The 15,425-nt window shown below is 72.8% G+C and carries 15 protein-coding genes; 10 read left to right on the top strand and 5 right to left on the bottom strand.

Translation table 11 applies throughout. The features are described 5' to 3' along the window. Positions 1 to 111: 111 nt before the first annotated feature. The 7 genes from E1212_RS25120 (at position 112) to mnhG (ending at position 6,878) form a co-directional block, all read left to right on the top strand. A complete protein-coding gene (locus E1212_RS25120; RefSeq protein WP_131987587.1) occupies positions 112 to 570 on the top strand; it encodes a hypothetical protein in 459 nt (152 codons plus the stop codon). A 91-nt stretch (positions 571 to 661) separates the two neighbouring features. Further along, positions 662 to 3,592, top strand: a complete 2,931-nt coding sequence (locus tag E1212_RS25125) for a Na+/H+ antiporter subunit A (protein WP_131987611.1) — start codon at positions 662 to 664, stop codon at positions 3,590 to 3,592. Next, on the top strand, positions 3,589 to 4,095 hold the full coding sequence (locus E1212_RS25130) for a Na(+)/H(+) antiporter subunit C (protein WP_131987589.1): 507 nt from the start codon (positions 3,589 to 3,591) through the stop codon (positions 4,093 to 4,095). Before E1212_RS25125 ends, E1212_RS25130 begins: the two co-directional genes overlap by 4 nt. Next, positions 4,092 to 5,672: a Na+/H+ antiporter subunit D gene (locus tag E1212_RS25135; RefSeq protein WP_131987591.1), complete on the top strand. Its 1,581-nt coding sequence runs from the start codon at positions 4,092 to 4,094 to the stop codon at positions 5,670 to 5,672. The genes E1212_RS25130 and E1212_RS25135 overlap by 4 nt, the downstream gene beginning before the upstream one ends. Continuing rightward, on the top strand, positions 5,669 to 6,250 hold the full coding sequence (locus tag E1212_RS25140) for a Na+/H+ antiporter subunit E (protein WP_203417191.1): 582 nt from the start codon (positions 5,669 to 5,671) through the stop codon (positions 6,248 to 6,250). Before E1212_RS25135 ends, E1212_RS25140 begins: the two co-directional genes overlap by 4 nt. After that, positions 6,247 to 6,519: an MrpF/PhaF family protein gene (locus E1212_RS25145; RefSeq protein ID WP_238992479.1), complete on the top strand. Its 273-nt coding sequence runs from the start codon at positions 6,247 to 6,249 to the stop codon at positions 6,517 to 6,519. Before E1212_RS25140 ends, E1212_RS25145 begins: the two co-directional genes overlap by 4 nt. Further along, positions 6,516 to 6,878, top strand: coding sequence for a monovalent cation/H(+) antiporter subunit G (mnhG, locus tag E1212_RS25150; RefSeq protein WP_131987593.1), 363 nt, complete (start codon positions 6,516 to 6,518; stop codon positions 6,876 to 6,878). Before E1212_RS25145 ends, mnhG begins: the two co-directional genes overlap by 4 nt. On the opposite strand, the gene E1212_RS25155 is transcribed toward mnhG, so the two are convergent. Beyond that, positions 6,860 to 7,342: a GNAT family N-acetyltransferase gene (locus E1212_RS25155; protein ID WP_131987595.1), complete on the bottom strand. Its 483-nt coding sequence runs from the start codon at positions 7,340 to 7,342 to the stop codon at positions 6,860 to 6,862. The two genes, mnhG and E1212_RS25155, sit on opposite strands and share 19 nt — an antisense overlap. Positions 7,343 to 7,404: 62 nt before the next feature. On the opposite strand from E1212_RS25155, the gene E1212_RS25160 reads away from it, so the two are divergent. After that, complete coding sequence (locus E1212_RS25160; protein WP_131987597.1) at positions 7,405 to 8,277, top strand: LLM class F420-dependent oxidoreductase; 873 nt, start codon at positions 7,405 to 7,407, stop codon at positions 8,275 to 8,277. A gap of 326 nt (positions 8,278 to 8,603) precedes the next feature. Here the strand turns inward: E1212_RS25160 and E1212_RS25165 are convergent, their stop codons facing one another. From E1212_RS25165 to E1212_RS25180, 4 genes are read right to left on the bottom strand one after another with little or no spacing between them, the layout of a single operon-like run. After that, positions 8,604 to 9,104, bottom strand: coding sequence for a beta-class carbonic anhydrase (locus E1212_RS25165; RefSeq protein ID WP_131987599.1), 501 nt, complete (start codon positions 9,102 to 9,104; stop codon positions 8,604 to 8,606). 10 nt (positions 9,105 to 9,114) lie between these two features. After that, on the bottom strand, positions 9,115 to 10,032 hold the full coding sequence (locus tag E1212_RS25170) for a sucrase ferredoxin (protein ID WP_131987601.1): 918 nt from the start codon (positions 10,030 to 10,032) through the stop codon (positions 9,115 to 9,117). Further along, positions 10,029 to 11,783 carry an MFS transporter gene (locus E1212_RS25175; RefSeq protein ID WP_131987603.1) on the bottom strand — a complete coding sequence of 585 codons (1,755 nt, stop codon included), beginning with the start codon at positions 11,781 to 11,783 and terminating at the stop codon, positions 10,029 to 10,031. Before E1212_RS25175 ends, E1212_RS25170 begins: the two co-directional genes overlap by 4 nt. After that, entirely contained in the window at positions 11,767 to 12,483 is a 717-nt protein-coding gene (locus tag E1212_RS25180) for an LppX_LprAFG lipoprotein (RefSeq protein WP_162605623.1), read from the bottom strand. Before E1212_RS25180 ends, E1212_RS25175 begins: the two co-directional genes overlap by 17 nt. A 270-nt stretch (positions 12,484 to 12,753) precedes the next feature. Here E1212_RS25180 and E1212_RS25185 point away from each other — a divergent pair, with 270 nt between their 5' ends. Further along, the gene (locus E1212_RS25185) at positions 12,754 to 14,316 is read left to right on the top strand and encodes an MFS transporter (protein WP_203417192.1); all 1,563 of its coding nucleotides are present in this window, start codon (positions 12,754 to 12,756) and stop codon (positions 14,314 to 14,316) included. 127 nt (positions 14,317 to 14,443) lie between these two features. Continuing rightward, positions 14,444 to 15,046, top strand: coding sequence for a TetR/AcrR family transcriptional regulator (locus E1212_RS25190; RefSeq protein WP_131987609.1), 603 nt, complete (start codon positions 14,444 to 14,446; stop codon positions 15,044 to 15,046). Positions 15,047 to 15,425 lie beyond the last annotated feature (379 nt).

Below are 15,425 nucleotides of genomic sequence, written 5' to 3' on the forward strand. Positions count from 1 at the left end.
GCGCCCCCGACGCCCAGGTAGGGGCGGTGACGTGCACATTCGGCCACAGGGGGACGTGATCGCGGCCCGGTAGGGTAAGGGCGACGAACGAGCAGCGGGGGAGGTCGAGTCATGGTCGCAGCACCCCGAGCCCTGCTCCGGAACCTCCTCGCCGCCCTGATCGCGGCCGGCCTCATGGTCCTCGCGGCGGCCATGGTCACGCCGGGCGGCGACACCGTCCGCGGTGCCGGCCCGGCCATCCACCCGGCGGCGGAGATCACGCCGAACGCGCTGCCTCGCGACGACGGCGCCCAGCTCGCCGCCACCGACGGCGCTCAGCTCGTCACCGCCGACGGCGCCCGGCCGCCCGCGCCCGACGACGACGCCGCACCGACGGCGGGCGACCATGCCGGTGACCACCCGGGCGACCACGGCGCGACGCACGATGCCGCCGTCGTCGATGAACCCGTGAGCACAGGTGGCGACGACACCCGGTCCGATCGGGTACCTGACGGCCACGCGCACCCGGCCGCGTCGGCGCCGGTCAGCACGGTCGACGGGCGCGCGCCACCCGAACCCGGCGCCGTCTGACCCGTCTCGTCCGCACGAACGGTCCCCTGCGACCCTTCGCAGGCGGCACCATCGAAGGGTTTCCCGTGTCCGACCGTGTGAGCCGCTCATGATGCTTGCTGTGATCGCCGCGCACTTCGTCGCGGCGGCGCTGGCCCCGGCCCTGGTGGCGTGGCTGCGCCGCCCGGCGTTGCTGCTGCTTGCCGCCGTGCCCGCGGCCGGGTTCGGCTGGGCCGTGGCGATGACCGGACGCGTGCATGATGGTGACCCCGTCGAGCAGCGGATCCGCTGGGTCGACGAGCTGGGGCTGGAGCTGTCGTTCCGGCTCACCACCCTCACTTGGGTGATGACGCTGCTGGTCACCGGCGTGGGCGCGCTGGTGCTGGCCTACTGCGCGGCCTACTTCCGGCGCGACGACGGCGGACTGGCCCGGTTCGCCGGGCTGCTGACGGCGTTCGCCGGGGCCATGCTCGGGCTGGTCCTGGCCGACGACCTGCTGGTGCTGTACGTGTTCTGGGAGCTGACGACGGTCCTGTCGTACCTGCTCATCGGGCACAACCCGGAGCGCAAAGCGAACCGCCGGGCGGCCCTGCAGGCGCTCATGGTGACGACGTTCGGCGGGCTGGCCATGCTGGTCGGCGTCATCGTCATCGGACAGACCGCCGGGACCTACCGCATCTCCGAGGTGCAGGCGAACCCGCCGAGCGGCGACGCCGTCACCGTCGCCGTCGTGCTCGTGCTCGTCGGAGCGGTGTCGAAGTCGGCGCTGGTCCCCTTCCACTTCTGGCTGCCCGGCGCCATGGCCGCGCCCACCCCCGTCAGCGCCTACCTGCACGCCGCCGCCATGGTGAAGGCCGGCGTCTACCTGGTCGCGCTGCTCGCGCCGGCGTTCGCGGGGCTGATGCCGTGGCGGCCGCTGCTGCTGACGCTGGGCGTGCTGACGATGCTGCTCGGCGGGCTGCGGGCGCTGCGGCAGACCGACCTCAAGCTGCTGCTCGCGTACGGCACGGTGAGCCAGCTCGGCTTCCTCATCGTGCTGGTCGGTGCCGGCACCCGGTCGGCGGCGCTGGCCGGGGTCGCCATGCTGGTGGCGCACGCGCTGTTCAAGGCATCGCTGTTCCTGGTGGTCGGCCTGATCGACCGCGCGACCGGCACCCGCGACCTGCGCGAGCTGTCCGGGCTGGGCCGCCGGCTGCCGGTGCTGCTGGTGACGTCGGTGCTCGCGGCGGCGTCCATGGCCGCGATCCCGCCGCTGGCCGGGTTCGTCGCCAAGGAGACCGCGTACGCCGCCGTCGTCGACATCGCCGAGACCGGCGACGGGACGGGCGTGGGCGCGTTCGCGGGCTGGGCGCTGGTCGCCGGGCTGGCCGCGGGCTCCGCGCTGACCGCGGCCTACAGCATCCGGTTCGTGTGGGGCGCGTTCGCGACGAAGCCGGGTGTCGAGCCGCTCGAGGCGTCGGACTGCCGCTTCCCGTCGGTGGGGTTCGTGGCCGCGCCGGTCGTGCTGGCCGCCGCGGGGCTGGTGCTCGGGTTCCTCGGCCCGGCCGAGACCACGCTGCTCGAGCCCTACGCCGACCTGTTCCCCGAGGGCGTGCACGAACCGGAGCTGGCGCTCTGGCACGGCGTCAACACGGCGCTGCTGCTGTCGATCGCGTCGGTGCTCGTGGGCATCGCGCTGTTCCGCTGGCGCGACGGCGTCGACCGGGTGGAGGGCGTCCTGGCGCCGCCGACCGACGCCGAGAGCGCCTACCGGGCGATCATGCGCGGCGTCGACCGGCTCGCCGTCGAGGTCACCGGCACCACCCAGCGCGGCTCGCTGCCCAGCTACCTCGCGGTGATCTTCCTGGTGGTGGTGGCGGTGCCGGGCGGCGTGCTGGTGGCCGGGCAGCTGTGGGGCGGCGACGGCGTCAGCGTGCGCGCGTGGGACAGCGTCGGGCAGGCCGTCGTCGGGGCGATCACGATCGTGGCGGCGGTGCTGGCAGTGCGGTCGCGGCGCCGGCTCAAGGCGGTCGTGCTGGCCGGCGGCACCGGCTACGGCATGGCCATGCTGTTCATCCTGCACGGGGCGCCGGATCTCGCGCTGACGCAGGTACTGGTCGAGACCGTGACGCTGGTGGTGTTCGTGCTGGTGCTGCGGCAGCTGCCCACCTACTTCTCCGACCGGCCGCTGACGTCGTCGCGCTGGTGGCGGCTCGGGCTCGGCGCGGCGGTGGGGGTGGTCATGGCCGGGCTGGCGCTGGCCGCGTCGGGAGCCCGGACGGCGGATCCGGTCTCCGAGGGGTTCGCCGAGCCGGCCGTGTCGTACGGCGGCGGGCACAACATCGTCAACGTCACGCTGGTCGACATCCGGGCCTGGGACACGATGGGTGAGATCTCGGTGCTGGTCGTCGCCGCCACCGGCGTGGCCAGCCTGATCTTCCTCATCACCAGCCGCGACGGGCGGTGGCGGCCCGACGACGCGATCGCCAGCGCGCCGCCCCGGCACGGCCACCGCCCGCACCGCAACCTGTGGCTGCGGGCCGGGCGCACCGTCGCGCCGGAGGACCGCTCCATCCTGTTCGAGGTGGTCACCCGGCTGGCGTTCCACGTCATCATCGTGTTCTCGGTCTATCTGCTGTTCGTCGGGCACAACGCGCCGGGCGGCGGGTTCGCCGGCGGGCTGGTCGCCGGGCTGGCGCTGATGGTGCGCTATCTCGCGGGCGGCCGGCACGAGCTGGACGAAGCGGCCCCCGTCGACGCCGGGCTGGTGCTGGGCATCGGGCTGTTCGTGGCGACGGGGACCGGGCTGGTGCCGCTGCTGTTCGGCGGCGACGTGCTGCAGAGCGCCGTCGTCGACTTCGAGCTGCCGCTGGTCGGGCACGTGCACTTCGTGACGTCGCTGTTCTTCGACGTCGGCGTGTACCTGGTGGTCGTCGGGCTGATGCTCGACGTGCTGCGCAGCCTCGGCGGCGGCATCGACGAGCAGTCCGACGACGAGGACAGCGACACCGCCGAGCCGGCTGAGACCGAGTCGTCCATCGAGACCGCGGAGGGGGTGCGATGAGCACCAACCTGGTCCTTGTCGCCGTGGTCGGCGTGCTGTTCGCCGCCGGCGTCTACCTGCTGCTCGAGCGCAGCCTGACCCGCGTGCTCGTCGGCGTCATCCTCATCGGCAACGGCGTCAACGCGCTGTTCCTGGTGGCCTCAGGGCCGGCGGGGCGGGCGCCCATCGTCGGTCTCAATGACGTCGACGACATGAGCGACCCGCTGCCGCAGGCCATGGTGCTCACCGCCATCGTCATCACCCTCGGTGTGACGGCGTTCCTGCTGGCCATGGCCTACCGGGCCGGGCAGCTCAACGGCAATGACGACGTGCAGGACGACGTCGAGGACGCCTCCATCCGCCGCCGGGCCGAGCGGGACGAGGTGTCGTCCAGCTACGACGACAGCGCCGGCGGCACGATGGACGAGGAGGGGGCGGACGAGCCCTCCGTCCTGCAGCCCGTCGTGCAGCCGGGCCCGGACGGCGAGCCGGCCCCCGTCGGGCCCGAGGGGGAGCAGCGATGAACGCCTCGGCCCTCGTCCCGTTGCCCGTGGTGCTGCCGCTGTTCGGTGCCGGGCTGGCGCTCGCGTTCGGCCGGTCCGCGCGGGCGCAGCGGATCGTCAGCGTCGTCGTGCTGGCGCTCATGGTCGTCATCGCGGCCGTCCTGCTGGTGCGCGCCGACGCCGACGGGCCGCAGGTGACGCACGTCGGCGGCTGGCACGCGCCCATCGGGATCTCGCTGGTGGCCGACCGGCTGTCGGCGCTGATGCTGCTGGTGTCGGTGTTCGTGGCGCTGTGCGTCCTGGTGTACTCACTGAGCCAGGGCCTGGTGGAGTACGGGCCCGACACCCCGCTGTCGATCTACCACCCGACGTTCCTCATCCTGGTCGCGGGCGTGGCGAACGCGTTCCTGTCCGGCGACCTGTTCAACCTCTACGTCGGGTTCGAGATCCTGCTCGCGGCGTCGTACGTGCTGCTCACACTGGGTGGCACGGCCGACCGGATCCGGGCCGGCAGCACCTATGTCGTCGTCAGCCTGGCGTCGTCGATCGTGTTCCTGACGGCGCTGGCGCTGGTCTACGCCGCCACCGGGACCGTCAGCATGGCGCAGCTGGCCGGGCGGCTGGACGACCTGCCCGACGGCGTGGCGCTGCTGCTGCAGCTCATGCTGCTGACGGCGTTCGCCATCAAGGCCGCCGTGTTCCCGCTGTCGGCCTGGCTGCCGGACAGCTACCCGACGGCGCCCGCGCCCGTCACGGCGGTGTTCGCCGGCCTGCTGACCAAGGTCGGCGTGTACGCGATCATCCGGACGCAGACGCTGCTGTTCCCGGACAGCGAGCTGAGCGACGTGCTGCTGTGGGCGGCGCTGCTGACGATGGTCCTCGGGATCCTCGGCGCCGTCGCCCAGGACGACCTCAAGCGGATGCTCTCGTTCACGCTGGTCAGTCACATCGGGTACATGGTGTTCGGGGTCGCGCTGGCGACTGACGACGGGCTGTCCGGCGCGATCTACTACGTCGTCCACCACATCGTCATCCAGACCAACCTGTTCCTCGTCGCCGGCCTGATCGAGCGGCGCGGCGGCAGCACGTCGCTGGAGCGGCTCGGCGGGCTGGCCCGGCTGTCGCCCGTGCTGGCGCTGCTGTTCTTCGTGCCGGCGATGAACCTGGCCGGCATCCCGCCGTTCTCCGGGTTCCTCGGCAAGCTGGGGCTCATGCAGGCCGGGGTGGACGACGGCGGCTGGCTGGCGTACGTGCTGGTGGCGGGGAGCGTGGTGACGAGCCTGCTGACGCTGTACGCCATGGCGAAGGCGTGGAACCGGGCGTTCTGGCAGCCGCCGGCCACCGAACCCGACGGCTCGGCCGGGCCGAGGACGGACCTGCACCGCAAGCCGCGGCGCACCGACGCTCAGGTGCTGACGGGCAAGGCCGCCGTCGTCATGCGGGCCGGGATGGCCGGGCCGGCGGCAGCGCTGCTGACGGTCGGGGTGGCGCTGACGGTGTTCGCCGGGCCGCTGATCGGGCTCACCGACCGTGCCGCCGCCGACCTGCGCGAACGCACCCCGTACATCGAGGCCGTCCTGCCGGGAGGTGCGCCGTGACCGTCGATCCGCACTCGTCCGAGTCGTCGGGGCACGTCCCCGAGCGGCACAACGGCGTCCAATGGCCGATGCTGATCGGGCTGACCGTCGTCTGGGTGCTGCTCTGGGGCGGCCTGACGGTGTCGAACGTGCTGTCCGGGCTGGTCGTGGCCGTGATCGTCACGCTGGTGTTCCCGTTGCCACCGATCGTCTTCACCGGCCGGCTGCGGGTGCGCGGGCTGGCCGTGCTGATCGGCTGGTTCGTCGTCGATCTGGTCGTCGCCAGCGCGCAGGTCGCGGTGCAGGCGCTGCGGATCCGACACCGGCCGCTGAACGCCGTCATCCAGGTCGACCTGCGCAGCCGGTCCGACCTCTACCTCACGGTCACGGCCGAGCTGTTGTCGCTCGTTCCCGGCAGCCTCGTCGTCGAGGCGCGCCGGTCCACGTCGACGCTGTTCCTGCACGTCCTGGGCGTCCGCGACGAATCCGACGTCGAGGCGGCCAGGCGCCGGGCGTTGCGGCAGGAGGGCCGGGTCGTGCGGGCGCTGGCATCTGACGAGGAACTGGCCGCGTATCGGTCCGAGGGGGTGGGCCGGTGATCGCCGTGATCTGGGTGTGCGCGGCCATGCTGAGCGTCGCCGCCTTCCTGGTGCTGACCCGGATGGCCACCGGACCGACCATGCTGAACCGGGTCGTCGCGATGGACGTGCTGATCGCCATCGTCGTCGCCGGCCTCGGGCTCGAGGCGGCGCTGAACCGGCACGCGACGACGCTGCCGATCCTCGTCGTGCTCTCGCTGGTCGGCTTCGTCGGCTCGGTCAGCGTCGCCCGGTTCGCCGCCCACGACGACAAGGGAGAAAACACGTGAACATCGCCGACGTGGTGTCCGCCGCCTGCCTGCTCGCGGGGTGCACGCTCTCGCTGATCGCCGCCATCGGCCTGGTCCGGTTCCCGGACCTGTTCAGCCGCATGCACGCCGGCACGAAGCCGCAGGTCCTCGGGCTGCTGCTCGTCCTGGTCGGCGTGGGGCTGCGGCTGCGCGACTGGACCGACATCGGCATGCTGCTGGCGGTCGCGATGTTCCAGCTGCTGACGGCCCCGGTGGCCGCGCACATGATCGGCCGGGCGGCGTACCAGGGCGGCGCCGTCCGTCAGGACACCCTGCTGGTCGACGAGCTCACCTCGGCGCTCGAAGCCGACGACCCCGGTCAGAGCGGACGGACGTAGTACCGGACCGACTTGTTCCGGCCGGCGAGCGCGGCGGAGCCGACCGGCGCGAACCCCATGGAGGTGTGCAGCGCGTCGGAGGCCGGATTGGGCGGGTCGAGGTTGACCTCGGCGCACAGCAGCGTCTGCCCCTCGGCACGGGCGGCGGCGATGACGTCCTCGTAGAGCGCCCGGGCGAGGCCCTGCCCGCGCGCGCTTGGAGCGACGACCACCCGGTCCACGTAGGCAAAGCGGGGATAGCGGGCCTTGAACCAGTCGAAGTTCTGGCTGATGCGGGCGGTGTCCTGGTCGAACGCGATGACCATGGCGCTGAGGTCGTCGGCGACCCGGGTGCGCCAGGCGACCTTGAGCAGCTCGCGGAACTCCTCGGTCGTCAGCTCTGACAGCTCGAGCGCGTGGTCGTTGTTCAGCGCCAGCAGGGTGGGCAGGTCGGCGTCGACGGGGGCGCGGAAGGTGTGCGGCACCCGTCGAGCGTAGCCGCGGACCTGCGGGGAAGACGTGCGGCCGTCGCCCGGTTGGACCGGGCATGGCGATCGACGTGGGACGGGCCGGCGTGTGGGTCGGCGCGCGGAACTGGCCCGACGACGCGGGCGAGGTGGCCGACGCGTTCGCCGAGCTCGAGGGGCTCGGTTACGGCGCTGCCTGGCTGGGCGGGGCCGAGGGCGACCTCGTGCGGCCCGCGCGGATCCTGGCCGCGACGACGCGCCTGGTAGCGGCGACGGGCATCGTGAACGTCTGGACCGAGCCGGCCGACGAGGTCGCGGCCGCCTTCCACCGGGTCGACGGCGAGTACCCGGACCGCCTGCTGCTCGGCATCGGCGCCGGCCACGCGAAGTTCGTCGAGCAGAGCGGCCGGCAGTACCGCCGTCCCTACAGCAAGGTGGTCGCTTACCTCGACGAGCTGGACGCCGCCGCGCCCGCTCCCGTCCCGGTGGCGTCGCGGGCGGTCGCGGCGCTGGGGCCGCGGACGGTCCGCCTGGCGGGGGAGCGCAGCCTCGGCGCGCATCCGTACCTCGTCACGCCTGGGCACACCCGCCTCGCCCGCGACGTCCTGGGCGCGGGACCGCTGCTGGCGCCGGAGCAGAAGGTCGTCCTGTCCGCCGACGAGGACGACGTCCACCGCATCGCCGGCCCGGTGGTCGAGTTCTACCTCGGCCTGCCGAACTACGTGAACAACCTGCGCCGCATCGGCTTCACCGACGACGACGTCCGCGGTCCCGGCAGCAAGCGGCTGGTCGACGCGCTGATCGCCTGGGGCGACCCGGACACCGTCGCCGCCCGCATCGCCGAGCACCACGCCGCCGGCGCCGACCACGTCTGCGTCCAGGTCCTCACCGGCCGCGGCGGCCTCCCGCGTGACGCCTGGCGGGCACTCGCCCCTGCACTCGCCTCGGCCTGAGATGCCGTAATGGCTGGCGGTTCGGTGGTGCCATGGCCCCACCAAACCGCCAGCCACATCAGTAGTCGCGCGCAGGACGGGACAGAAGTGGCATGCTCCGCAAGGTGGCGGGGACTGGCGACATGCTGACCTGTCTCATCGCAATGCCCGTCACCACTCATGCGGAACAGGTCGAGCGCCACAGCGGCGACAAGGACCATGGGTCCCATGTGATGGAACATCTCTTCGTGAGCGCGAATCGAGGCGGCTGGACTCCGCCCGATCCGGCCCGTTGCCGAAGGCTCACGCTGATTCACGGCGACGGCCGCTCGCCGAGCCGCGATGCCTCAGGCGAGTCGGGTCAGCTTGCCGGTGTCGACGTCGTAGAGGAAGCCGCCGACCGGAACCCCAGCGGGGAGGAAGGGCCACGAGCGGATCTTCTGCACGTCCTCGGCGAGGGTCGCGCGCTGGTCGGCGATGAGCTGGAAGTCGAGACTGCGCACGTCGATGCCCGACGACTGCTCGATCGCCGCCACGACCTCATCGGTCGTCGCGCTGGCCATCTTGCACTTCGTGTGCGCCACCACCATGACCCGCGTGACGCCCAGCAGGTGCGTCGCCAGGGCCAGCGTCCGCAGCACGTCCGTCGTCACCCGTGCGCCGGCGTTGCGCATGATCTTCGCGTCGCCCGGCTTCAGTCCCAGCATGGCCAGCGGCTCGATGCGGGAGTCCATGCACGTGACGACCGCGAGCCCGGCCGCGGCGACCGGCTCGAGCCCGGCCAGGCCGAACCGGGACGCGTAGTCGTCGTTGCCGGCCAGGACGTCGGCGAACTCCTCGGACTGCATCGAAATCCTCTCATCTCGGGACGGGGACACTCGCAACGTACGCGATCGGGGTGACGGGCGGCGTGCCGCATGACTCCGGCCGCGGCGGCTGCTGCTCCTCGGCCCGGACGGCGACGCGCCAGCCGCGCCCGTCGCGATGGTCGACGACGGCGTCCCAGGCGCCTTCCGCGCCGTGCGCGTCGGTCACAGAGGACACCGAGAGGTCGTCGAGGCCGGTGTCGCCGAGCAACCGGCGGACGGCCGCCTCGGCGGACTGGCCCGGACGTGAGTACGTGCTCCGGCCGCGGTAGCCGTCGTCGAGGAACCGGCCCTCGCGCGCCGACTCGACCAGCAGCAGCGCCTGTTTGTCGTCCATCCGCCCGTACACGACACCGTGCGGGAGCAGGACCGCCGTCGGCGCGAACCGGTGCCCGCCGAGGTGCGTCGTCTCATAGACCCGGCCGGCCACGTCGTCGCGGAGGTCGGCGACGAGTTGCCGGCCCTTCGCGGCGCAGCAGAGGTCGCGCCGCCCGTTCGTGCAGACCAGCAGCAGCGGCTCGGTCTCGGGCCGCAGGTCCAGGGTGCCGGCGGCGGGGTCGCCCGCGCGCAGCGCGGCCCAGTCCAGCGACAGCAGCACCGACACGTCCGGCAGCGAGCCGCCGAGCAGGAATGTCGCGCCGGGCCGGGTGCCGGCGACCCACACCCGGTGCGAGGCGGGATCGTGCGTGTCGGGATGCCGCCCCGGCCGCCGGACCAGCGCGACCCGCCCGCCGTGCTCGCCCGCCGCGGCGTCCAGCGCCGCCCCGAGCGGCGGGTCCAGGTGCGACTGCGTCAGCGCCTTCGCGCCCCACGGACCGGGCTGCTCGACCATGAGCCACCACTGCGCCACGGGCGCCGTGCCGGCCAACGGCTCACCCAGCGAGCGGCCGGCGTCCGAGCAGAGCGTCACATCTCAACGGTACGTGGACGGTGCCGCAGCAACAGCACGGCACCCAGCGCGGCGGCCGCCGCGCACACGGCGGCGCCGGTGAACGTCACCTGCAGCTGCTCGACGATCGCCTGCCGGACGGCGTCGTCGTACGGCCCGCAGTCGGTCGGGGAGTCAGGACACAGAACGGTGGGCGACTCGATGCCGGCCTGGACGGAGTACAGCTTGCGCAAGCCGATCGCCGTCAGCGCCGACAGCCCGGCCAGCATGCCGACCATGCGGGCGACGACGAGCAGCGCGCTGGCCACCCCGTGCGTCGAGCGCGGCGCCGCGGCCAGCAGCGCCGCGTTGACCGGGGCGATCGCCAGCCCGAACCCCAGACCGGCCGCCACCAGGACGCCGTCGTCGATCAGGCCGTCGAGCGAGCCCACGCCCCAGGTCGCCATGACCGCCAGCCCGGCCGTGCCCAGCGCCATGCCGCCGGCGGCCAGCGGCGCCGGCCCGTACCGGCGCAGCAGCCAGCCGCCGAGCAGCGCGCCGACCGGCAGCGCCACCAGGAACCGCAGCAGCACCAGCGCCGCGTCCAGCTGGTCCGACCCCGGCACGACGGTGCGGGCGAGGATCGGGACGTCGACGACGACGGCGACCAGCGCGGCCCCGACGAACAGGCTGACGACGAGAGCGCCCCACGCGGGCATCGCCCGGACGGCGTCGGGCGGGACCAGGGGCGCGGCGGCCCGGCGCTGCCGCCAGCCGAACGCGCCCAGCGCGAGCGCGGACCCGGCCAGCAGCCAGGGGCCCGACGGCGACATCAGTTCGACCGCGGGGTCGGCCGTGGCGAAGGTCAGCACGATGCCGCCGAGCGCGATCCCCAGCAGCAGCGCGCCGGGCAGGTCGGCGGCCCGCAGGACGGCCGGAGTGCGCCGCAGCGGCAGCAGCGGGCGCCGGGCGGTCAGTTCGCGGACGACGAACGCGATGGTCAGGACGTACGCGGCGAGCGCCAGTGGCGTCGTCCACTCGTGCCCGTCGAGCTGCGGGACCAGCAGCTCGCCCCACTGGACGCTCTGCTCCAGGCCGCTCGGGCGGTTGACGGCGAGACCGGCGCAGACCAGCGCCCCCAGCCCGAGGAGCAGGCCGACGACGTCGAACCGGCCGTCCGGCGACGGCGCTGCGTCGAGCGGGACCGCGGGCTCACCCCGTCGTCGCCGGGCCAGGGCGGTCCCCGCGAACAACACGGCGCCGACCGCGAAGTTCACCCAGAAGATCGCCCGCCAGTCGGCGACCGCGAGGATCGCCGCCCCGAACAGCGGACCGAGCACGGACCCCAGCTCCTGCACCGCGCCGACCAGCCCCAGCGGCACGCCGCGGCGGTCCGGCGGCCAGAGGTCGGCGACCAGCGCGAGTGTCACCGGGACCAGCGCGCCGCCGCCCGCGCCCTGCAGGAACCGGCCGACCACCGCGCCCGCGACACCGTCGGCCGACGCCGTCAGCAGCGACCCGGCGGTGAAGACGAGCAGCGACCCCGTCAGGACGGGGAGGCGCCCCGTCACGTCGGAGACGCGGCCGACCAGCGGCAGCACCACGACGTAGCCGAGCAGGAACATCGAGACCAGCGGCGCGGCCCGCTGCAGCTCGTCGACGTCGAGCCCGACGCCGACCATCATGTCCGGCAGCGCCAGGACGATGACGTACGTGTCGGCGGCGGCGAGCAGGACGCCGATGACTCCGAGGACGAGCGCGGCGCGGCCGGTCCGCTCAGCTCTCGGGAGCACTGATCTCGGCGGGCTCGTCGTACTCGTCGAGGCGGACGGTGTAGGTCTGATCGTCGCCGCCGTCGTAGAACGGGCCGGTCAGCGTGGCCTGGCGCAGGTGCCCGGACTCGTCCATGGCCCAGACGACGTCGACCTCGGCGGACGGGTCGGCGATGGTGAGCACCTCGCCGACCAGCTCGCCCGGCAGCACCGCCTCGACCTGGTCGTAGACCTCGCCGTCGACGCGCACCTGGTCGGCGGCGGTGACCTCGGTGCCGGACGTGAGCAGCTGGCTGACGCCGTGGTCGGGGTCGATCAGCAGGCCGGGGTCGCCGAAGCCGAGCTCGTCGGCGTCGACCTCGTCGAACCCGCTGGTCAGTGGCAGCTGCGCCCACAGCGTCCCGTCGACCGAGACGACCTTGATGGTCGCCGGCAGCGCGCCGGCGCGAATGCGGATCTCGCCCTCGAACGACGACGGCGGCACGGCGACACCCTCGCCGCCGACGACGACGGTGCCGTCGTCGGGCAGGTCGTCGCCCTCGACGACGAACTTCACGCTGGAGGCCTCGTTGAGGAGGTCGGCGGCGGTGTCGAGCTGCGCCTGCGGGTCGGCGGCCGTCTCCTCGCCGCCTCCGCCGTCGCCGTCGTCGCTGCACGCGGTGAGCGCCAGCACCGCCACGGCGAGTGCGGCGGGCAGGATGCGGCGTGCGGTGTCACGCATGGGGGCAGTCTGCCAGCCTTTCCGGCCCCTGCGACCCACGACACCCGGCCTGGACATCGCGACTGCTCTCCTCCCGTTCGGCGCCCGGTCGATCCGATGCGTGCGGCGCCCGGTCAACGATGCGGGCCGGCGCCTGTGATTTCGCTGAGAGTTCGGAAGATATCGATACGAGACGGTTGCGTATCGCTGGTCGCGGGTCTACCGTCGGCCGCGAGAAGTGATACGGCACGGCTGCGTATCGAAAGAGCAAGCAGGGAAGGACCCGCCACCGTGGACCAAGCGACGATCCACAACCGGCGATGGAGCATCCTCGGCGTTCTCGTCGTGAGCCTGCTCGTCGTCGTCCTCGACAACACGGTGCTCAACGTCGCGCTCCGAACGATCCAGGACGATCTCTCCGCCACTCAGAGCGAGCTGGAGTGGGCGATCAACTCCTACACCCTGGTCTTCGCCGGACTGCTGTTCACGTTCGGCCTGCTCGGCGACCGGTTCGGCCGGCGCCGCATGCTGATGGTGGGGCTGCTGCTGTTCGGCATCGCCTCGGCCGTCTCCGCCTATGCGTCGTCGCCGGAGCAGCTCATCGCCGCCCGGGCGTTCATGGGCGTCGGCGCCGCCGCCGTCATGCCGGCGACGCTCGCCATCATCACCAACGTCTTCGAGCCGGAGGAACGCGGCCGGGCCATCGGCATCTGGGTCGCGTCGGTCGGCGTCTCGGTCGTGCTGGGCCCGGTGCTGGGCGGAGCGCTGCTGGAGCGGTTCTGGTGGGGCTCGGTGTTCCTCATCAACGTGCCGGTCGTGGTCGTCGGCCTGGCGCTGATCGCCTGGCTGGTCCCGGAGTCGAAGAACCCGGTGCCGGGCCGGCTCGACCCGGGCGGCGTCCTGCTGTCGATCATCGGCCTGACGCTGCTGGTCTACGGCATCATCGAGGGCGGTGAGCGGGCGACGGTGACCGAGCCGCTGGTCTGGGGCTCTGTCGTGGGCGGGGTCGTGGTGCTGGCGCTGTTCATCTGGTACGAGCGCCGTTCGACGCACCCCGCGCTGGACGTCGGGCTGTTCCGCAACCCGGTGTTCTCGGCGTCGGTGACGACCATCGGGCTGGTGTTCTTCGCCATGCTCGGGACGTTCTTCTTCATGACGTTCTACCTGCAGATCGTCCGCGGCTACACTCCGCTCGAGACCGGCCTCATGTTCCTGCCGTTCGCGATCGCGCAGACGGTGTTCTCGACGCTGTCGTCGGCGATGGTGGGCCGGTTCGGCATCCGCGCGGTGACGGCGACCGGGCTGAGCCTGGTCGCGCTCAGCCTGGTGGCGATGGGCTTCATCGACGAGGCCACGCCGCTGTGGTTCCTGCTCGTGGCGTTCTTCGTCCAGGGCGCCGGCATCGCCAACGTCATGCCTCCGGCGACGACGGCGGTCATGGCGGCGGTCCCGCGCGAGAAGGCCGGCGTCGGCTCCGCCGTCAACAACACCATGCGGCAGGTCGGCGGCGCGCTCGGTGTGGCCGTCCTGGGAGCGGTGCTGTCGGCCCGCTACCGCAACGGGGTCGACGACGTGGTCAGCGTGCTTCCCGAGGGGGTCCGGCACGCGGCCGCCGAGTCGCTCGGCACGACCATGATGGCGGCCGAGCGGGCCGGCGTCGTCGACCAGGTGCGCGGCCCGGCGTTCACGGCCTTCCTCGGCGGCGTCCACTGGGTAGCCTTCTTGGGAGCCGCGGTCGCGGCGCTGAGCGTGGTCGTCGTCTCGGTGTTCCTGCCGGGCCGGTCGCGCGACCCGGCGCCGACGGTCACGGCCGGGGCACCGGAGGCGCCGGAGCCGGAGACTGCGAGGACGTGACCTGACCGTGCAGTGCCGTGCACGCCGGCGGCGACTGGGGGCAGGAGGCTCCCACGAGTCGCCGGCCCGTCACCGAGGACGGGCAGGACGGACATGATGTGCACGGCGCGACACAGAAGGAGCTGACATGACGGAGATCGCTCCGGCCGAGCCACGCCGCGCCGGGCGGCCGCGCAGTGAGGGCGCGGACCGGGCGATCATCGAGGCGACCCTCGACCTGCTGGCCGACTACGGCATCGCCGGCACGACCATCGAGGGCGTCGCCGCCCGGGCGGGCGTAGGCAAGACCACCATCTACCGGCGGTGGAAGGGCCTCGAGAGCCTGATCTGCGACGCCGTCGCGGAGCTCAAGGGCCCGCTGCCGACGCTGCCCGGCACCTCCATCCGCGACGATCTCCTGGCTCTCGTCGAGGCGGCGGCGCGCGGTCGCGAGTCCGCGCGCAACCGCAAGGTGTACGCGTGCTTCATCGGCGAGATGGCCCGCTACCCGGCGCTCGACGCCCAGTACCGGTCGGCGGTCATCGAGCCGCGCCGCGCCCTGACCCGGTCGGCGCTCGAACGGGGCGTCGAACGCGGCGAGCTCCGCGCCGACCTCGACCTGGACGTCATCGCCGAGATCGTCACCGCACCGACGCTGCACTGGATGCTGCACAACCCCGACCGCAACCCCACCCGCCAGCTGCTGGAGCAGTTCCTCGACGGCGTGCTCCACGGAGTTGGCCGCTCGTAGGTTTCGCCGGCCTGGTCCGCCAAGTTGGTGGGTCGGCCCCCTACTGTCTCGATTGCCGACGGCGCGGCCCTTGGTCGCGCTGTGTGCCCTGTTCCGCCGGCCGCCGACGGTTCCGCTGTGGTGACGGTGACCGGTCCGCCGTGGGCGAGTTTCGCCGGCCGCTAACCGTTGATCATGGAGAAGGTCGGCCTCCGCCGCGCTGGTAACCCTACTTCCTCCATGATCATCAAGAATCGGACCCCCCATGGTGTGTGTGTGTTCCGCGGACTTGTGTGACAGGGCGTTCGGAGACATCCGCGACAGTTCCTGATCATGGTCCGATGCTGGGGGGATGGGACCGGTGGGGATGTGGGACGTCGTGGACGTTCGAGCGAATCTG

Source organism: Jiangella ureilytica (genome assembly GCF_004348545.1).
Taxonomy (GTDB): Bacteria; Actinomycetota; Actinomycetes; order Jiangellales; family Jiangellaceae; genus Jiangella; species Jiangella ureilytica.

What these genes read in the sequence shown, in the direction of transcription:
- E1212_RS25120 (WP_131987587.1), top strand. Translation starts at nt 112, where the DNA reads ATGGTCGCAGCACCCCGAGCCCTGCTCCGGAACCTCCTCGCCGCCCTG.
- E1212_RS25125 (WP_131987611.1), top strand. Translation starts at nt 662, where the DNA reads ATGCTTGCTGTGATCGCCGCGCACTTCGTCGCGGCGGCGCTGGCCCCG.
- E1212_RS25130 (WP_131987589.1), top strand. Translation starts at nt 3,589, where the DNA reads ATGAGCACCAACCTGGTCCTTGTCGCCGTGGTCGGCGTGCTGTTCGCC.
- E1212_RS25135 (WP_131987591.1), top strand. Translation starts at nt 4,092, where the DNA reads ATGAACGCCTCGGCCCTCGTCCCGTTGCCCGTGGTGCTGCCGCTGTTC.
- E1212_RS25160 (WP_131987597.1), top strand. Translation starts at nt 7,405, where the DNA reads ATGGCGATCGACGTGGGACGGGCCGGCGTGTGGGTCGGCGCGCGGAAC.
- E1212_RS25165 (WP_131987599.1), bottom strand. Translation starts at nt 9,104, where the DNA reads ATGCAGTCCGAGGAGTTCGCCGACGTCCTGGCCGGCAACGACGACTAC.
- E1212_RS25180 (WP_162605623.1), bottom strand. Translation starts at nt 12,483, where the DNA reads ATGCGTGACACCGCACGCCGCATCCTGCCCGCCGCACTCGCCGTGGCG.
- E1212_RS25190 (WP_131987609.1), top strand. Translation starts at nt 14,444, where the DNA reads ATGACGGAGATCGCTCCGGCCGAGCCACGCCGCGCCGGGCGGCCGCGC.